Raw genomic sequence first — 16,830 nt, 5'->3', positions numbered from 1 at the left:
TCCTAGATTTCCATTGCTTTCAGTCCTCATGGATAGTTCATCAATAATAGATAATTTTCAAGCAAAAATGTTATTAGGAGATTCACAATATCAGCGGATAAATGTCGAACTTACAGAAACTATTCATCTTGATGAATGTGCTCAAATTAAGCATATGGAAGACCTCGTATCTCGATACATTCAATCCTCAGAATGGAATGATAAAAAAACTTGGATTCAAAACAATTTCTTACAATAGTGCGTTTGGGTAGCGTGACAAGCGAGTCAATCGCGAAGCGCTAGCTCTTTGGGCTAATCGCCTATCTTGTCGGGTGCGCTAACCAAGTGTAACGCACCTCTTTAACTATCAGTGTAATCGCTTATCCTAGGGTTAACACTCCCATGGAAAAATCCACAAGTAAACACTTTGTGCGTAACCACAAAACACTTAAAAGACTATTCACTACTTCATTTTACGGCTGAATGCTTACAGGTTATTTCGCCCTCTCCTACTAAGAAAGTGATAAAGGGTGACTTGTTCAAAATCTTACATAAGACGTTGCTGAGTTTGGGTATGATTGTGTCCAATTTTGGGGGTAAAAAAACTATCAAAATTTCCCAAACTTAGGGTATTTAGGGGGCTTTGACAAAACCAGATGATTGCCCATTCATTCCTTGATTGAGCAAGGCCCATAAACTAGCCAATTATTGGGGTATATATGATCAGCATTCTGAATAGCTTCAACCGCCATTTTCTTTTCACCCCTCTCAGACAAACACCGAGCATAATAACACCAACCATTAGGATTATTTGGATACTGCTCAGTAAACTGCTTCAATATAGCCACGCTTTTTGCTGAGTCCCCTCGCAACCGATAATAGTCAGCCTGCAACTTATGAGCATCAGCGGAGTAGGGAGCCAGTTTCAATACAGCATTAACTATCTTTTTAGTCTGCTTCCCTTCCTTACCCAATACCAATTTCCTTCGGATACGCTCGCTCAACCGTCGTTTTAAAACTGAGTAATCGCCAGGGGCTAACTCTTCTGCTCGACTTAACCTCAACTCTGCTGACTGAAAATCCCCCAGTATTAGGAGTGCATCATAACTGTGAATCAAAGCAACAATATCATCTGGCTGAAGTAACAAGATTTGCTCAAAAGCCTTCAAAGCAGCGTGAGGATGATCCAGTTCCATCTCAACCCGTCCCAATGCCAGCCAGTGAGAGGGATTTTCTGGCTCAGAAGATGCAGCTGTCTCAAAGGCTTTTACTGCTTTCTCTGGCTGACGGCGACAGACTTCTATCAATCCCCCGATATGATGCCCAGTAGCAACATTACTGGATAATGGCAAAGCACTCTCATAAACCTCAATAGCCTTAGCTACCTCTCCCATCAACTGTAAAAGTTTCCCCAGTTTCAACCTTACCTGAATTAATTGAGGTTGCCGCTGAATAACTTGGTCATACTCCTTAACAGCTTGCTCCCAGTTTCCAGTTTCATAGAGCAAATCACCCAATTCCAAGCGTTTTTTCCATCCAGAGGGATACTGCTGCACATAGTTAGTTAAGGTTTTCAACTTCTGCTGTTTTCGGGTGTTTTTTTTCTCTAATACCAGTTGTACATTTAACTGGACTTTTGAAGACTGGGATAAGGTTACCAAACAGGGGGTAGTGTTTCTAAACATATCGCTGTCACCTCATAATTAATTTTATCATTAATTTTTTCAACCTTGGACTCTGTCGTCGGTTTTTTAGATAAAATAACTATTTTTTTATTTTGAAAATTATTACAAATATCATCCTTTACAAGCTCTTTTAACAAAGGGGGAGAATCATCCATTCCTGATAGATACCGCTTCAACTGCTTTTCCATAATTGCTCGCCCCTTTTGAATGCGTTTGTAAACATTATCCAGTGAGAGAGCAAGTTTTTTTGCAATGTCTGGGTAGGGTATATCTTGGTAAAAATGCAGCACAAAAGGCTCTCGCAGTTGGGGAGACAGAGCCTTGATTTCACGGGATATGTACATTCGTAACTCGCGACGAAGAATAGCTGACTCAGGTGAATACTCACTAGACGCTAATGTCTGGTTTTCTCCCACTGCCATTTCTTCAATGCTCTCCATACCGATTGCACCTTTGTGGCGTTTTCGATGCAGATCCACGCACAGGTTATGAGTCATTTTAGTTAGCCATGCTTTGGGATTAGTAATTGTTTCCGCGTAGTCTGGTAGTTTCTCCCACGCCTTGATTCTGGCCAGACTTAAGGCTTCTTCAGCATTGGTGCGATCGCCTCCCATCCAAGTTATGCACCGACTGTAAAGATAGTCTTGATTGAGGAGCCATAATTTCCAAAAAGCAGTGGGATCCCCTTGAGATATACGTTTTAATAGATTAATCTCGTCTAATTTTGGTTCTGTTTTCATTTTTTTTAGGGAATCGGGAATCGGGAATCGGGAATCGGGAATCGGGAAACAATTCTGTGTACCTCATAGCTATGAAAAACGCTATATAGCGTTTGTATTTGAGATGTAAACCTGTATGGTCTTTTTTTATTGTCCAATAAAAATCTGGATTTCTTGCCCCTTTTGCCTTTTGCCTTTTGCCTTTTGCCTCTTGCCTTTTTCAGCAATAACTGTGTTTAAAACCTAGATAAAAAAACTATATTAATTTTGATACCCCATCAGTTGTTTTTGTTTAGCGTAAATTTTTTTCAGGTGCTTCTTAACCGTATTGATGCTGATATATAGCTTCTGGGCAATTTCTTCGTAAGTAAAGTTCGCTTTTTTTAGTAACCAGACTTCCTGCTCCCGTTCACTTAGCCCATAGTTAATAACATCAGTGATAGCGAAATTTTTGGTAGATTGCTGTTGGTCTTCTAGGGTGACTAACAGATAAGGGTCTCGGGATAAGTCTAACTTTAACCATCTCACCCTAACCCGAAACTCAACTGACTTATTCACGTTAATTTCAGCTTCCATAATTAGTTTGCGATCGCTAAACCACTCACGACTATCAATTAATGATTGGCAAACTCGCCAAATTGGCTCAGGAATAGAATTTATCCGTGACTTACCTTGAGAGATTTGAGAGCACATTCGACGTCCACACTCATTGGCATGAAACAACTCTTGGTTAGTAGTTATAATCAGCACCCCATCAACAAAGCCTTCAAGAATTGCTTTGAGCAGTAATGGCAAACCTTCTTCTGAATCTAACTCGGGCTTACTGCTTTCGGCTTTAGTCGCTTCTGCTTTGATTGATTGTGGTGAACTAAAATAGTGTTTTACATAATTTATTTTTTTATCCGGTTTATGAAAATCATAACTGCTTAAATCAGCCACTTGGTTAACATCAATACCAATGGTTTTGGTCAAGAGGAGTTGATTAGTCATGGTGAAATGTGATTATAAATTACTTGGATTATTCCAAATGCCATCGATCAAGTAATTGGTTGTTTACCGTTTTCCATTTAGCGCTCAAATTCTTTCGATTTTTAGCAGTCCACTGGCACTGCTGAAATTATTATCAAAGATAAATTCGCTGTAATCAGCTAGGTTATCTAGTCCAAGCAAGTTGAATAAAATTTCCAATACTAGCCATAATGTGGTTCGTAATAATAGTTTTTTATAAAGTACATTCATGTTTTTTTTAGACTAAAATTAGTCAAATATATAGCGGTTTTAAATTGGGTGAGGTACTTTCCTCTTTGGCCGACTCCATCGCTATTGCTAGCATGTCTATTGCTAGCATGCCTTTTGCTATATATTCATCAAACCCCACTGCATACTGACTTACCGCCTGAGATAATCTGACTTGTGACTGACTTGTGACTGACTTTTCCTGTGTAAATGGTATAATTCCGACAGTCATGATCCCATCAGCCATGCCCAGGTCGCTCAAAGTCCGTCACGAGTGCATTGAACAAGTTAAACTGGCAGTCAGACGTAACGGTTTTCGCAGCCAGAGGGCTTTGGCTGAAGATGTGGGGTTTGCCTTAGCCACAGTCAGCAACTTCCTGACCGGTAAACCCGTTGACTATATTACTTTTGAAGAAATTTGTCATAAATTGGCACTGGAATGGAGAGCCATTGCCTATTTAGATGTTGACCTGCCATCCCAGGCTGTAGATGATCCGCCATCCCAGGCTGTAGATCAAAACCCACAGATCACAACCTCTAGCAAACGCCAAGACTTGGGAGAAGCAATTGATGTTACCAATTTCTACGGGCGCAAGGAAGAATTAGCCACACTCAAACAATGGATTATTAATGACCATTGCCGACTGATTACCTTAATTGGCATGGGTGGAATTGGTAAAACAACTTTGTCTGTGAAGTTAGCCCAGCTTCTACAATCGGAATTTGAGTACCTGATTTGGCGAAGTTTGCGTAATGCCCCACCCATTCACGAGCTTTTGACCGACCTGATTGGGTTTTTGTCCCATCAGCAACAAACCACTTTACCCGAAAACTTAGATGGTAAACTATCCTGTTTAATTGACTATCTGCGGGCAGAGCGTTGTTTGTTCGTCTTAGATAATGTAGAGTCAATTCTATCCCCTGACCAACGGGCAGGAGCCTATCGCCCAGGATATGAAGGCTATGGGCAGCTCCTCAGACGCTGGGGCGAGACTAACCATCAAAGTTGTCTGGTGTTGACCACTCGGGAGAAACCGAGAGAAATTAGAAATAAAGAAGGTGTCAACGCTCCCATTCGTTCCCTGAGGTTACCTGGCTTAACCGAGGGAGAAGGGGAGAAAATTCTGGCCGAAAAAGGCTTTTCTGTCTCAAAAGACGAATGTCAATCATTGGTAAAGTTTTATGGTGGCAATCCTTTAGCCTTGAAGATTGTTGCCACCACAATTTATGAGTTGTTTGACGGCAATGTGGCTCAGTTTTTAGAAGAAGGCACTATTGTCTTTGGTGATATTTCCGATTTACTGGATCAGCAGTTTAATCGATTGTCAACGTTAGAACAACAGGTGATGTACTGGCTGACCATTAATCGAGAATGGGTTTCATTTAAGGAGCTACAAGGGGACATTATTCCGGCGGTTTCATTCAAACATTTATTAGAAACCTTAGAATCTCTACAATTGCGGTCACTGATTGAGAAGACTTCGGGAAAATTTACTCAACAACCTGTGGTGATGGAGTATGTAAGCGATCGCTTAATTGAACAGATTTTTCAAGAAATTCAAACGGGAGAAATAGCACTATTGGAGCGCTGTGCTTTAATCAAAGCCCAAGCCAAAGATTATCTGAGAAATGCCCAAATTCAGCTGATTCTAAAACCCATTACCGAGCAACTACTAAACTTGCTTGGTCTCCCAGAAAATGTCCAAAACTATTTGAATCAAATTTTATCAAAACTGAAGTCTTTTCCCCCTCGAAAACCAGGATATGCCGGGGGGAATGTTCTGAATTTACTCTGGCAGCTTAATCTTGACCTGAGTGGCTATGATTTTTCTAATTTGACGGTTTGGCAAGCTTACCTACAGGGGATGAATCTGCATGGAGTCAACTTCGCCAATGCCGATTTAAGTAAGTCAGCTTTGACTCGCACCTTAGGGGGGGTTTTATCAGCGACCTTTAGCCCAGATGGGAAACTCCTGGCAACTAGTGTTGATAATGATATTTGGTTGTGGGACGTTGCCAATATCAAACACATTATTACCTACAATGGTCACACAGCTTGGGTGCAATGCCTGGCTATTAGTCCAGAGGTCGAAATTTTAGCTAGTGGTAGTAACGACCAAACGATCAGGTTGTGGAATGTCCAGACTGGGCAATGTCTGAAAACACTGCGAGGTCATACCAGTTGGGTGCAATCCCTAGGGTTTAGTCCAGAGGGAGAAATTTTAGCCAGTGGTAGCCATGACCAAACGGTAAAGCTGTGGAATGTCCACACCGGAAAATGTCTGCAAACCTTGTCAGGCCATAGCAATCCGGTATTTTTTACTACCTTCACCCCCAATGGACAAAGGTTGGTCACTGGGAGTGAAGACCAAACGGTGAGAGTCTGGGATGTCAACACTGGTTCTTGCCTGCAAGTCCTAGAAATCCCAATCAATTGGAGATTATCGATTGCCCTTAGCCCAGACGGAGAAACATTGGCAACTGGAAGTGATGGCACAACGGTAAAATTTTGGGATTTAGCCAGTGGTGAGTGTATCAAAACCTTACCAGACTACAACAGTCATGTGTGGTCAGTGGCTTTCAGCCCAGATGGTAAAACACTGGTGACCGGTAGTGAGGATACAACGGTTAAAATCTGGGAGGTGGAAACTGGGAAATGTCTGCAAACGTTCCACGAGTATCGCAATTCCCCTGTAGGTAATAGCTACCCTTCACGGATTTGGTTGGTTGCTGTTAATCGGGATGGTCAAACCTTGCTGAGTGTGAGTGAAAACCAAACCATGAAGTTATGGGATATCCACACCGGACAATGTTTAAGAACAGTGGAGGGGTATAGTAATTGGATCTTATCCGTTGCGTTTAGTCCAGATGGTCAAATGTTGGCCAGTAGCAGCGAAGACCAACGGGTAAGATTGTGGGATATTGAGACGGGGCAATGTCTACAAACCTTGTCAGGACATACTAATCTGGTCTCATCCGTTACCTTTGCTCCCAAAGACCATCAGATTCTGGCCAGTAGCAGCGACGACACAACTATCAAACTTTGGGATGCAAATACAGGAGAGTGTTTGCAAACACTGTGGGGACACGATAGTTGGGTGCATGGGGTCAGCTTCAGTCCAGAGGGAGAAATTTTAGCCAGTGCCAGTCGTGACCAAACCGTAAAGCTTTGGGATTGGCATACGGGAGAATGTCTGCACACCTTAGAAGGGCATGTTCAGCATGTCAAAACCATTAGTTTCAGTCCCTGCGGTAAAATCCTAGCCAGTGGTAGCCATGACAACAGTATCAAACTTTGGGATGTCACTACGGGAACCTGTCTACAAACATTGCCAGGTCACGAGGATTGGGTTTTATCGGTTGTGTTCAGTCCCGGTGCCAATCTGCTGGCGAGTGCCAGTGGAGACCAGACGATTAAACTGTGGGATGTTGAGACGGGGCAATGTCTACAAACCTTATCAGGTCACACATCTAGAGTCAGAACCATTGCCTTTAGTCCAGATGGCAAGAGTTTAGCCAGTGGCAGTGATGACCAGACTGTTCAACTGTGGGATATCAGTACAGGTACTGTTCTCAAACGATTTCAGGGACACCACAAAGCCGTCCGGTCAATTGCCTTTAGTCCTAATCGTCCTGTGTTAGTGAGTAGCAGCGAAGATGAAACCATTAAGCTTTGGAATCTTGACACTGGTGAATGTATAAAAACCCTGAGAATGGATCGACCCTATGAAGGGATGAATATTAAAAACGCCATTGGTTTAACCAAACCTCAGAAAAACACGTTAAAAGCTTTAGGTGCAGTAGAGAAAGAGTGAAGCATCGCACCGCGATGGTTCTAGCTACCTTGACAAATAAGCTTATAATAAGCTATTATAGAAAGATGCTTTATTATAATAAAGCAAGCTAAGGGCAAAAAAAATTAAGCCAAAATGTGATATACCCAAATGTGATTTAGATCAAGGGTTATGACCATAGTAAGCCTTAATTATATGCACTATTATGCTGATTTATCACTCTTTTTAAGAAGAATTTATTGAGTCTTGCCCTTGCTCTGTATCATAACAATTGGTGCTCATAAAAGTGGCTATGGAAAATACAAAACCTAACAAAAATACTGAAGACCAAGTAGTAGAAAATACATTTGGCGATACTAACCCCTTAGGGGAGGCTCGCTCCGACTCTCAGGAAACAGTAAAAACTCCTGAAAAAACTGAAGTAAAAGCTGGATCGAGTGATGAAAAGGTCGAAACAGATAATCAAGACACTAAAGAAACTACTGCACCAGAATCTAATATAACTACTAGTTCCCGTTCTCCAGGAAAAACAGATAGAGGTTTATAATCGAGAATTTATATTCTTTGGCTCTTTGGTGAGAATTGACGTAAGCATTCAGCAGTCAGCGGTCAGTGCTCAGTGCTCAGTGGTCAGTTTTCAGCTGATTTTATTCAAAAGCTGTTGGCGTAGCACATAAGCTATCCGCGAAGCGTGGCCATTCCCTAAGCGTGGCCATAGGCCAAGACCTTTAGCTGAAGGCGCACGGGTGCGTGTAGCGCATAAGCTGTTCGCGTAGCGTGCGCGTAGCGCATAAGCTGAAAGCTTACGAATTCACCAACTCACCTAGGGGAAATCTTCGACGATTATGACCGATAATATCTATGCGCTGCTGGTAGGTATTGATGAATATCCCAGTCCTGTTCCTTCTTTGAATGGTTGTGTCAATGACATCCTAGAAATACAGGAATATTTGCAAGGGCGGGTCGCTACAGATGGAGATAAACTGCACATCCGCAAACTCTTGAATCAAGATGCTACCCGTCAGGCAGTTATTGATGGTTTTAGGCAGCATTTGTGTCAAGCTAGCCGTGAAGATGTAGCCTTCTTTTACTACGCGGGACATGGTTCTCAAGAGCAAGCCCCACAAGAGTTTTGGACAATAGAGCCAGACCGATTGGATGAAACTCTAGTCTGTTATGACAGTCGCACGGAGGGGGGTTGGGACTTGGCAGATAAGGAGTTAGCCAAGCTAATTTCTGAGGTAGACCAGAACAACCCCCACACTGTTATTATTTTAGACTGCTGTCACTCCGGTTCTGCCACCCGTGGCGGACTAGAAGCAGAAACAGCAATTCGCAAAACTTCCACCGACAAACGCCAGCGACCCTGGGATAGTTTTATTTTTTCCTTGAGTGAAACTGACAAATTATCAGCTGGCCTCAGCCCGGAAAAAAATCCTAGTGGTTGGAGTTTCCCCACAGGAAAACATATCGTCCTAGCCGCTTGTCGAGATAGTGAGACGGCCAAAGAATACAACAACAATGGGCAACCAAGAGGTGCGTTTTCTCACTTTTTGCTGGATACCTTGAAGAAAGCCAATGGCAGCCTGACTTATCGGGATTTATTCAAGCGTGTCAATGCCCTAGTCCGCAGTAAGATCGACGCCCAATCTCCCCAAATCGAAGCTACGGAGTTGAGTGATTTAGACCAACCTTTTCTCGGCGGTGCGATCGCTAACCGTACACCCTACTTTACTGTCTGCTATGACAAAAACCACGACTGGGTGATTGATGGTGGTGCGGTTCACGGCATTTCTCAACCTGTTGGGAATGAGACCACAATACTGGCCTTGTTTCCCTTTGACACCCCCACAGAGGAACTTCACCAACTCTCAACCGCAGTAGGTGAGGCAAAAATTGTCGAAGTAATGCCGCAGCTGAGTCAAATTCAAATTAGTGGTATTGGGGATTTAGATCCCGAAATGACCTGGAAAGCAGTAATCACTAGTCTGCCCCTGCCACCGAAAGGGGTTTTATTGTCAGGAGAACCAGCTGGTGTAGAATTAGCCCGTACCACCCTGCTCAACACTGGTCACAATCAGCCTTCCCTGTATGTTCGGGAAGTGGCAACCCCTGAAGCTGCCGAGTTGAAATTACTGGCTCGTGACGGTAACTATTTAATTACACGACCAGCGGATGACCGTCCTCTAGTGGCTGCCATTTCAGGTTACAGCGATGCCACTGCCTTGCAGGCAATTCAGCGATTAGAACATATCACCCGTTGGATGACTATCGCTGAACTTGCCAGCCCAGCTACCAGCCGCATTCGCCCCGATGCCCTGGAAATGCTGATTTACCAGCAGGATGGGCAACAGTTGCTAGATACTGACCTTCGCCTGGAATACCAACAGGAAAATGGCACATGGCGATCGCCCACATTGAAAATTAAGCTGAAAAACACTAGTAATGAGCCGCTTTATTGCGCTCTGCTCGATTTAACCGACCGTTACGCCGTCTCAGCTGAGTTGTTAGATGGGGGCGGAATTTTGCTGCAACCAAGGGGGCAAGAGGGAGATCAAGTCTGGGTTAATCGCGGAAATCCGATTTGTCCTACGGTTCCCCAACAACTATGGCAAGAAGCGGGGATTACGGAAGTTAAAGATATTCTCAAACTGATTGTCTGCTCGACGGAATTTGATGCCACTTTGCTCGAACAACCACAACTTGACCTACCTCAACGTCCCGTGCCTACACCCCATCGCGGTAATGGTACCCTCAACCGCTTGATGCAAAGGATTCCAGCTCGTGACCTCCCCAGCAGACCAGAAGACGATGAAATCTATGATGACTGGTTAACTAGCCAAATTAGCATTACTACCGTGCGTCCTCTACACACTACTCAAATTCCCAGAGGGGACGACTATGTCTTTCTGGGAGTAGGTTTGACCCTATACGCCCATTCCGAATTGAGAGCTAAGGCACGTCTAACCACTCTCACCCAATCAACCAGGGATTTAGGTAATCATATGTTACCACCGATACTGCGGGAGGACCATCCGGGCATTGAGTCCTTTGAGTTTACTAGCAGTCGGGGAACGGATCCTGGTTTAAGCGCGCTGGAATTAACTGAGGTGGAAAATCCGTCAGCCGTTACACCGAAAAATCCCCTGAAAGTTATTGTTGATCGACCCCTTGCTTCTAATGAACAACTGTTACCTATTAGCTACGATGGGGAGTTTTTCCTGCCTTTGGGACGGGCTCGGTCTACCCCGGAGGGCAAAACGGAGATTTTACTGGAACGGTTAACAGAACCAATTACTGAAGGTAGCCGCAGCTTGGGGGGTTCGATCCGAATTTTCTTCCAAAAAGTAGTGTCTCAACAACTGGGGCTAGAGTTTAATTACCCAATTTTGGCAGCAGCGGATGTCACTGTTTCTGGCGTGGTCAACTATACAGTCAACTATACAAGAGAGGTTGAACAAGTCAAGTCGCGGGTTGCCCAAGCCCAACGCATAGTCCTCTACATACACGGTATTATTGGCAATACCAAGAGCTTGCTGCCGAGTCTTCGCTCCGCCCAGGTTGAGGTGGATGGAACAGAAAAACCCCTGGCTGAACTGTATGATCTGGTACTCACCTATGATTATGAGAATTTAAATACCTCAATTGTAGAGAATGCTAAATTGCTGAAGCAGAGACTACAAGCTGTAGGGTTAGGGCAGAACCACGGTAAAATTTTTCACATTGTCGCCTACTCCATGGGAGGGTTGGTTTCTCGTTGGTTTATTGAACGAGAAGGAGGTAATCAGGTGGTTGGGCATTTAATTATGCTAGGTACACCCAATGCTGGTTGCCCTTGGTTTACGGTTCAAGATTGGGCGTTAGCTACCTTAAGTATCGGGTTAAATGGGCTGTCAGAATTTACTTGGCCAGCACCAGTGATGGGGATTTTGCTTAAGGCTATTAACCAATTTGCTGATGAGATTGAAACTATTGATATTTCCCTAGACCAGATGCATCCCGGTTCTGAGTTCTTGGAACAATTAGCAGCAAGTCCCGACCCCAAAGTACCTTACTCAATTATTGCTGGTAATACATCTATTATTCCTGGCGCCCTGAAAGCAGAAGCCAATCAAACGTCTAGTCTCTTGCAACGACTAATGCAGACGTTATTTGATAAAGCTTTAGCTATGGCTTTCTTTGAGCAACCAAATGATATCGCTGTTACAGTACAAAGTATAAAAAGCGTAGCTTCAAACCGGACTCCACAACCACAAATCCAGGAAATCGGCTGCGATCACTTCGTTTACTTTACTGAACCGGTGGGGTTAACTGCGTTTTCTCAGGCGGTGATTAAAGCCCTAAAAAATAACTCTGATTTTGCAGGTAAAACTACTACTGTGGCAAATCCTGTGGTTAATAATAGTACTAATAATTCTTCAGAAAACAAACCACTGAAATGGTTGATGATTGGGGTGGTTGGGGTATTAGTCGCTGCTATTCTAGGTTGGCTAGCATTAAAGCCATCCAATAATACCGAACCTAGTAATCAATCTCAACCAAGCGAGAATCTAGGTCAATGACACTAGGAGTTGTCTGCAAACTCAATATGTAAATTTTTTTTACAAAAACCATAAATTATGCGTAAATTTAACAGATTTTATTGAAGAGTAAATTAGGGAGTATACTAGTTTAGTAATACTATACACCATTCACCTAGATGAGATTAAGCTAGATGAGCATTATTATACTGCCCATATAAAACTATATATTTGCCAAAATAAAATCCTTTCAATCACTATTGTGAAAGTTATATTTATAAGTGATTTTAGCATAATATGTTCTACCGAAATCTCGCATTTATCATCGGTATCAATAACTACATAAACGGTATTTCTCCCCTGAACACTGCCGTAAACGATGCCAAAAAACTAGTTGAAATTCTGCGCCAAAAGCATGGTTATCAAGTCTGGGTATGCTTAGACGAAATTGCCAGCCTCACTAACTTAAATAAATTTTTAGACAAAACCTTGCCCGAACAAGTCACTGAAAATGATCGCTTATTATTTTACTTTGCTGGTCATGGAGTCGCTCTCAATGGGGATGATGGCCCGGCTGGTTACTTAATTCCTCAAGATGCCAAACTAGGGGATACTAATAGTTATCTGTCTATGACAAAGTTACACGATGCTTTAATTCAATTACCCTGTCGTCATTTTTTGGGGATTCTAGATTGTTGTTTTGCTGGTGCTTTTAAATGGTCGAGTACCAGGGATTTATTAACGTCGCCAGAACCGATTTACCAAGAACGATACAAACATTTTATTACTGATCCGGCATGGCAAATTATTACTTCCTCAGCCTGTGATCAAAAGGCTTTAGATAACTTTAATTTAGATAGCGTACGCGGTCAAGTCGGTAATCATTCCCCTTTTGCTAGTGCATTATTAAACGCTCTCGAAGGTGCAGCAGATAGCTATCCTCCTGCTACGAATGGTAAACCGGCTGGAGATGGGGTAATTACAGCCACAGAATTATATTTACATTTACGGGATAGAATTGAAATTACCACAGAAAAATACCATCAGCGACAAACCCCTGGTATTTGGTGTTTAAATAAGCACGATAAGGGAGAATATATCTTTCTTTCTCCCGGACATGAACTTAATTTACCACCAGCACCACCTTTGGATGAGTCACAAAATCCCTATCGCGGTTTAAAGTCTTTTGACGAGAAACACAGTTCACTGTTTTTCGGTAGAACTGAACTAGTAGAAAAGTTAGAATATTTTGTCAAAGCTAATCCCCTGACAGTGGTGTTGGGTGCTTCTGGTTCCGGTAAATCTAGCTTGGTTAAGGCAGGATTAATTCCGAAGCTACGGCAAGATAATACCGAGAATAAATGGTGTATTTTGCCATCCATCCGTGTTAGTAAGACGCTCTTCCAACCCTTAAATAATGTGCTATGTAATGCTAAGTTACCAAGGGTAGAGCCACGAAACCCCCGGCATAACCTGGCTCGGACAATTGATGTTTGGGCGAAAGATAACCCCAACTCTAAGTTATTACTGTTTATTGACCAAAGTGAAGAAATTATTACACTCTGTCAAAACGAAGATGAGCGCAAGGAGTTTTTCCAACAGATACTCAAAGCCATAAATGCCCATCGGGATCAATTACGGGTAGTACTATCCCTACGTTCTGACTTTGAAACCCAAGTCAGAGATGCTGGCATAAAGTTTGTTCCCACAGACTATAACCGGGTAAACACTATGCTTAAAAATCGTTGGCACAGCGGACGATTTATCGTACCAGCCATGACACGAAGGGAACTGCGAGACGCAATTGAGAAACCGGCAGAAGCACGGGTAATGTATTTTCAGCCCCACGAACTAGTAGAACAATTGATTGATGAAGTGGTGGATATGCCTGGAGCATTGCCCCTGCTTTCTTTTGCCTTGAGCGAACTCTATCTCAAGTATTTAAAGCGACAACGGGAGGCACAATATAGAGGAATCACTATTGATCGAGCCTTGACTCAAGCAGATTATCAGGAATTGGGGGGAGTAATGCAATCACTCACTCAAAGGGCTGATCTCGAGTATCAAGCGCTAGTTCAAGAAAATCCAGCTTATGACCAAGTTATCCGTCATGTGATGCTGCGGATGCTAGCCCTTACTGGGGGTGAGTTAGCCCGTAGGCGGGTACCTTTATCAGAATTGGAATATCCGCCTGAGAAAAATAGTTTGGTTAAGGAAGTAATTGAGCGCTTTACGAATGCACGGTTACTGGTCAAAGGAAAAGATGCTGAAGGTAAACCCTATGTGGAACCAGGCCATGATGCTTTGGTGCGGGGTTGGCAAAAGTTGTTGTTGTGGAAGCAAGAGGATGAGGAAAATTTACTTGTACAACGGCGGTTGACGACCGCAGCTGAGGAGTGGAAAAGCCAGCAAAAGGCAAGGTTTCTTTGGCATGGTAACCCTCGTCTGGATTTGTTGAAAAAGGTATCTTTATCCGATGATAACTGGCTTAACCAAGTAGAAGCTGAGTTTGTGCAGCGTAGTCTGCAAAGAAGGCGAAATGATAGCCGTTGCTTAATTGGCTCTGTAACCCTCGTGATTCTGGCTCTGAGTGGATTGACCATATTTGGTTTTAATGAGTTTCGGAAACTCGAAGAAGCATCTCAGCAATTCCAAAACGACTCTATCAAAGTACTAAGAGAATTTTCCATCAATACTGTATTGAATATTAAACCGAATAATAAAAACAATTCAGTTACTCTTGGAGAGTTGAAAGCACTCAATGAAGCCCCTTGGACAACTCTGTTGGAAGAAAAAAGTCAGGTATTTGCCATGTCACGAAAGTATAATAATGGGAAAGTATTAGCGATTGAACATGATGCTATTTTAAAAAATAACGATAATAGTGTATTGCTATTTGTATTGCTTAACTTTCTCAATGGAATTAATGGGAATAAAAAAGTATTAATCTCAACAGGTCATTGTGAGTTTTTGACTTATTCCAACCTAGCCCCAAACCTTAAACAATGGGAGTATGAGCTCGAGGATATTTCTGCACCTATTAACAGCACAAAACTCAAAGAAGCCAATATTCTCATAATTGGAAATGCATGGGGCAATCTGGAAAATGATGAACTTAAAACAATTGAGCAGTTTGTATCGAACGGTGGTAAAGTCATGGCTGTTGGATTAGGATGGTCTTGGAAATATGACAGTGACAAACCTGAGAGATTACCAAACGGAGGCAAATGCAATCAGGAGGGGCAGGATACAAATGATATTTCAACATACCCAATGAACAAGCTTTTAGAGAAATTTGATGCTCGTTTTGAAAGCTCTTTGATCAATTAGCAGAACACTAACTAGGTATTCAAGGCTATCACGAATTAGAAGACAAGACTTTTATCCACAGAGTGCTTGTCTGTTTGAGACGAGCAGTTAAGGCGATGAATCACTCAGGATTAAAAAGGAGTGATCGCGTTTGTGACTATCTGAAGAATAACTCTAATGTGAGCGATCGCCATCTCTGTGAGGATGTAAATAAGTAGTTGCAGAAGATAAAATTTTATAACACTAGAAACAGTTCTTTGTCAAATATGGGTAGAACAGTGCGATTGATCTGCATGTCACGCTACGCGTTCGCGTAGCGTGGCCAAAGGCCTCAGCTTCCGCGCTTATGCGATTAGCCCGAAGGGCGTTGGCTAGCGAACGCGTAGCGTGGCCAAAGGCCTCAGCTTCCGCGCTTATGCGATTAGCCCGAAGGGCGTTGGCTAGCGAACGCCTCTTAAAAACTTTTGGTACATATAGCGTTTATCATAGCGAGAGCCCTACCAGTAGCACAGCAAAGAAATGCGATAGAATTAATAGAACAAGCCTTAGTCTATAAATTTCCTGAACGTCCCTGGAGGGAATTAGAAGCGATGTTTGGACTTACTGAATGGAAACAGACCAAATTTTATCAGGAAGTGAATGCTGAAGGTCGCATCACTGAGGCACAGATTTTGGTCATGCGTCTGCTGAAAAAACGATTCCCAGAAATGACTGAGGAAATCAACAGCTTAGTTGAAGGTTTGTCTTTGTCAAATTTGGAAGGGTTAACAGATATTATTTTTGAGTTGAATAGTTGGGAAGATTTGTTGAGCTGGTTGTCACGGGTAGACCAATAATGATCACATGGAGTTGATACCACTCATACTCTAGAAATGCTGTGAAAAAAACTCCCAACTTTAAAATGCCTTGAACACCTGGTTAGATAAAGTCTGCCCTTGGAGCGATCAGGGCGATATGACGACTTGCCTGTGAAAGCGTTGTGATTGGTTCCATACGGGGGCATTGAACCCCCGGGTGGAACCGCGCATTCCTCTCAAACCAAATCAAAGATTATGGTGTGAGGCTCCTGCTAAACTAGCTGATCTTCCCTATCTCCGAAATCAGTGAAGCGTGTTGATCAAGATCTTGGGTGAAGCTCAAAGGTAAGCTTCAGTTTAAGAACCCATCTGGGCAGCAACTTCTTCAGCAAAGTTGGTTTCTTCTTTTTCTATACCTTCACCCAAGACGTAGCGAGTGAAGCGACGCACTTGGATGTTTTCACCCAACTGGCCAATACATTGCTTGACTAATTCTTCCACTGTGATGCTTTGATCACGAATGTAAGGTTGATCCATCAACGAGAGTTCTTTAAGGCGTTTGTCAATCCTACCCTGAACAATTTTCTCTTTGATGTTTTCTGGCTTTTTGCCTAGGTCATCCCTACCCATTTCAATGTCTTTTTCTTTTTGAACAATCTCTTGAGGGATGTCATCGACCTTAACGTATTCAACGTTAGGGCAAGCTGCTATTTGCATGGCGACGTTCTTGACTAGGGTCTGGAACTCGTCGCGTCGGGCAACAAAATCGGTCTCGCAGTTAATTTCTACGA

11 protein-coding genes are annotated in these 16,830 nt (G+C 42.9%); 6 read left to right on the top strand and 5 right to left on the bottom strand.

Features of this window, described 5'->3' with window-relative positions; all coding sequences use genetic code 11:
- Positions 1 to 238 (top strand): hypothetical protein (locus tag F6K52_RS17155; protein WP_293079764.1); only part of this gene is annotated, 238 nt, incomplete at its 5' end.
- Between the two features lie 409 nt (positions 239 to 647).
- Here F6K52_RS17155 and F6K52_RS17150 read toward each other — a convergent pair.
- The 4 genes from F6K52_RS17150 to F6K52_RS17135 form a co-directional block, all read right to left on the bottom strand.
- Entirely contained in the window at positions 648 to 1,664 is a 1,017-nt protein-coding gene (locus F6K52_RS17150; RefSeq protein WP_293079761.1) for a tetratricopeptide repeat protein, read from the bottom strand.
- Positions 1,634 to 2,404, bottom strand: a complete 771-nt coding sequence (locus F6K52_RS17145; RefSeq protein ID WP_293079758.1) for an RNA polymerase sigma factor — start codon at positions 2,402 to 2,404, stop codon at positions 1,634 to 1,636. Before F6K52_RS17145 ends, F6K52_RS17150 begins: the two co-directional genes overlap by 31 nt.
- Before the next feature lie 240 nt (positions 2,405 to 2,644).
- Positions 2,645 to 3,373 carry a helix-turn-helix transcriptional regulator gene (locus F6K52_RS17140; RefSeq protein ID WP_293079755.1) on the bottom strand — a complete coding sequence of 243 codons (729 nt, stop codon included), beginning with the start codon at positions 3,371 to 3,373 and terminating at the stop codon, positions 2,645 to 2,647.
- 271 nt (positions 3,374 to 3,644) lie between these two features.
- Positions 3,645 to 3,851 carry a hypothetical protein gene (locus tag F6K52_RS17135; RefSeq protein WP_293079752.1) on the bottom strand — a complete coding sequence of 69 codons (207 nt, stop codon included), beginning with the start codon at positions 3,849 to 3,851 and terminating at the stop codon, positions 3,645 to 3,647.
- Positions 3,852 to 3,864: 13 nt separating this feature from the next.
- On the opposite strand from F6K52_RS17135, the gene F6K52_RS17130 reads away from it, so the two are divergent.
- The 5 genes from F6K52_RS17130 (at position 3,865) to F6K52_RS17110 (ending at position 16,078) form a co-directional block, all read left to right on the top strand.
- Positions 3,865 to 7,434 carry an NB-ARC domain-containing protein gene (locus F6K52_RS17130; RefSeq protein WP_293079749.1) on the top strand — a complete coding sequence of 1,190 codons (3,570 nt, stop codon included), beginning with the start codon at positions 3,865 to 3,867 and terminating at the stop codon, positions 7,432 to 7,434.
- Positions 7,435 to 7,705: 271 nt separating this feature from the next.
- Positions 7,706 to 7,960, top strand: coding sequence for a hypothetical protein (locus tag F6K52_RS17125; RefSeq protein ID WP_293079746.1), 255 nt, complete (start codon positions 7,706 to 7,708; stop codon positions 7,958 to 7,960).
- Between the two features lie 298 nt (positions 7,961 to 8,258).
- On the top strand, positions 8,259 to 11,975 hold the full coding sequence (locus F6K52_RS17120; protein WP_293079743.1) for a caspase family protein: 3,717 nt from the start codon (positions 8,259 to 8,261) through the stop codon (positions 11,973 to 11,975).
- A 255-nt stretch (positions 11,976 to 12,230) separates the two neighbouring features.
- A complete protein-coding gene (locus tag F6K52_RS17115) occupies positions 12,231 to 15,263 on the top strand; it encodes a caspase family protein (protein ID WP_293079740.1) in 3,033 nt (1,010 codons plus the stop codon).
- A 443-nt stretch (positions 15,264 to 15,706) separates the two neighbouring features.
- Entirely contained in the window at positions 15,707 to 16,078 is a 372-nt protein-coding gene (locus tag F6K52_RS17110) for a DUF4351 domain-containing protein (RefSeq protein ID WP_293079737.1), read from the top strand.
- Positions 16,079 to 16,396: 318 nt separating this feature from the next.
- On the opposite strand, the gene tsf is transcribed toward F6K52_RS17110, so the two are convergent.
- Positions 16,397 to 16,830 (bottom strand): translation elongation factor Ts (gene tsf, locus F6K52_RS17105; RefSeq protein ID WP_293079733.1); only part of this gene is annotated, 434 nt, incomplete at its 5' end.

Origin of the sequence: Moorena sp. SIO3H5, assembly GCF_010692395.1 — a bacterium.
GTDB lineage: Bacteria > Cyanobacteriota > Cyanobacteriia > Cyanobacteriales > Coleofasciculaceae > Moorena.
The sequence above is the reverse complement of the archived record's forward strand: the minus strand, read 5'-3'. Positions and strand labels throughout refer to the sequence as shown.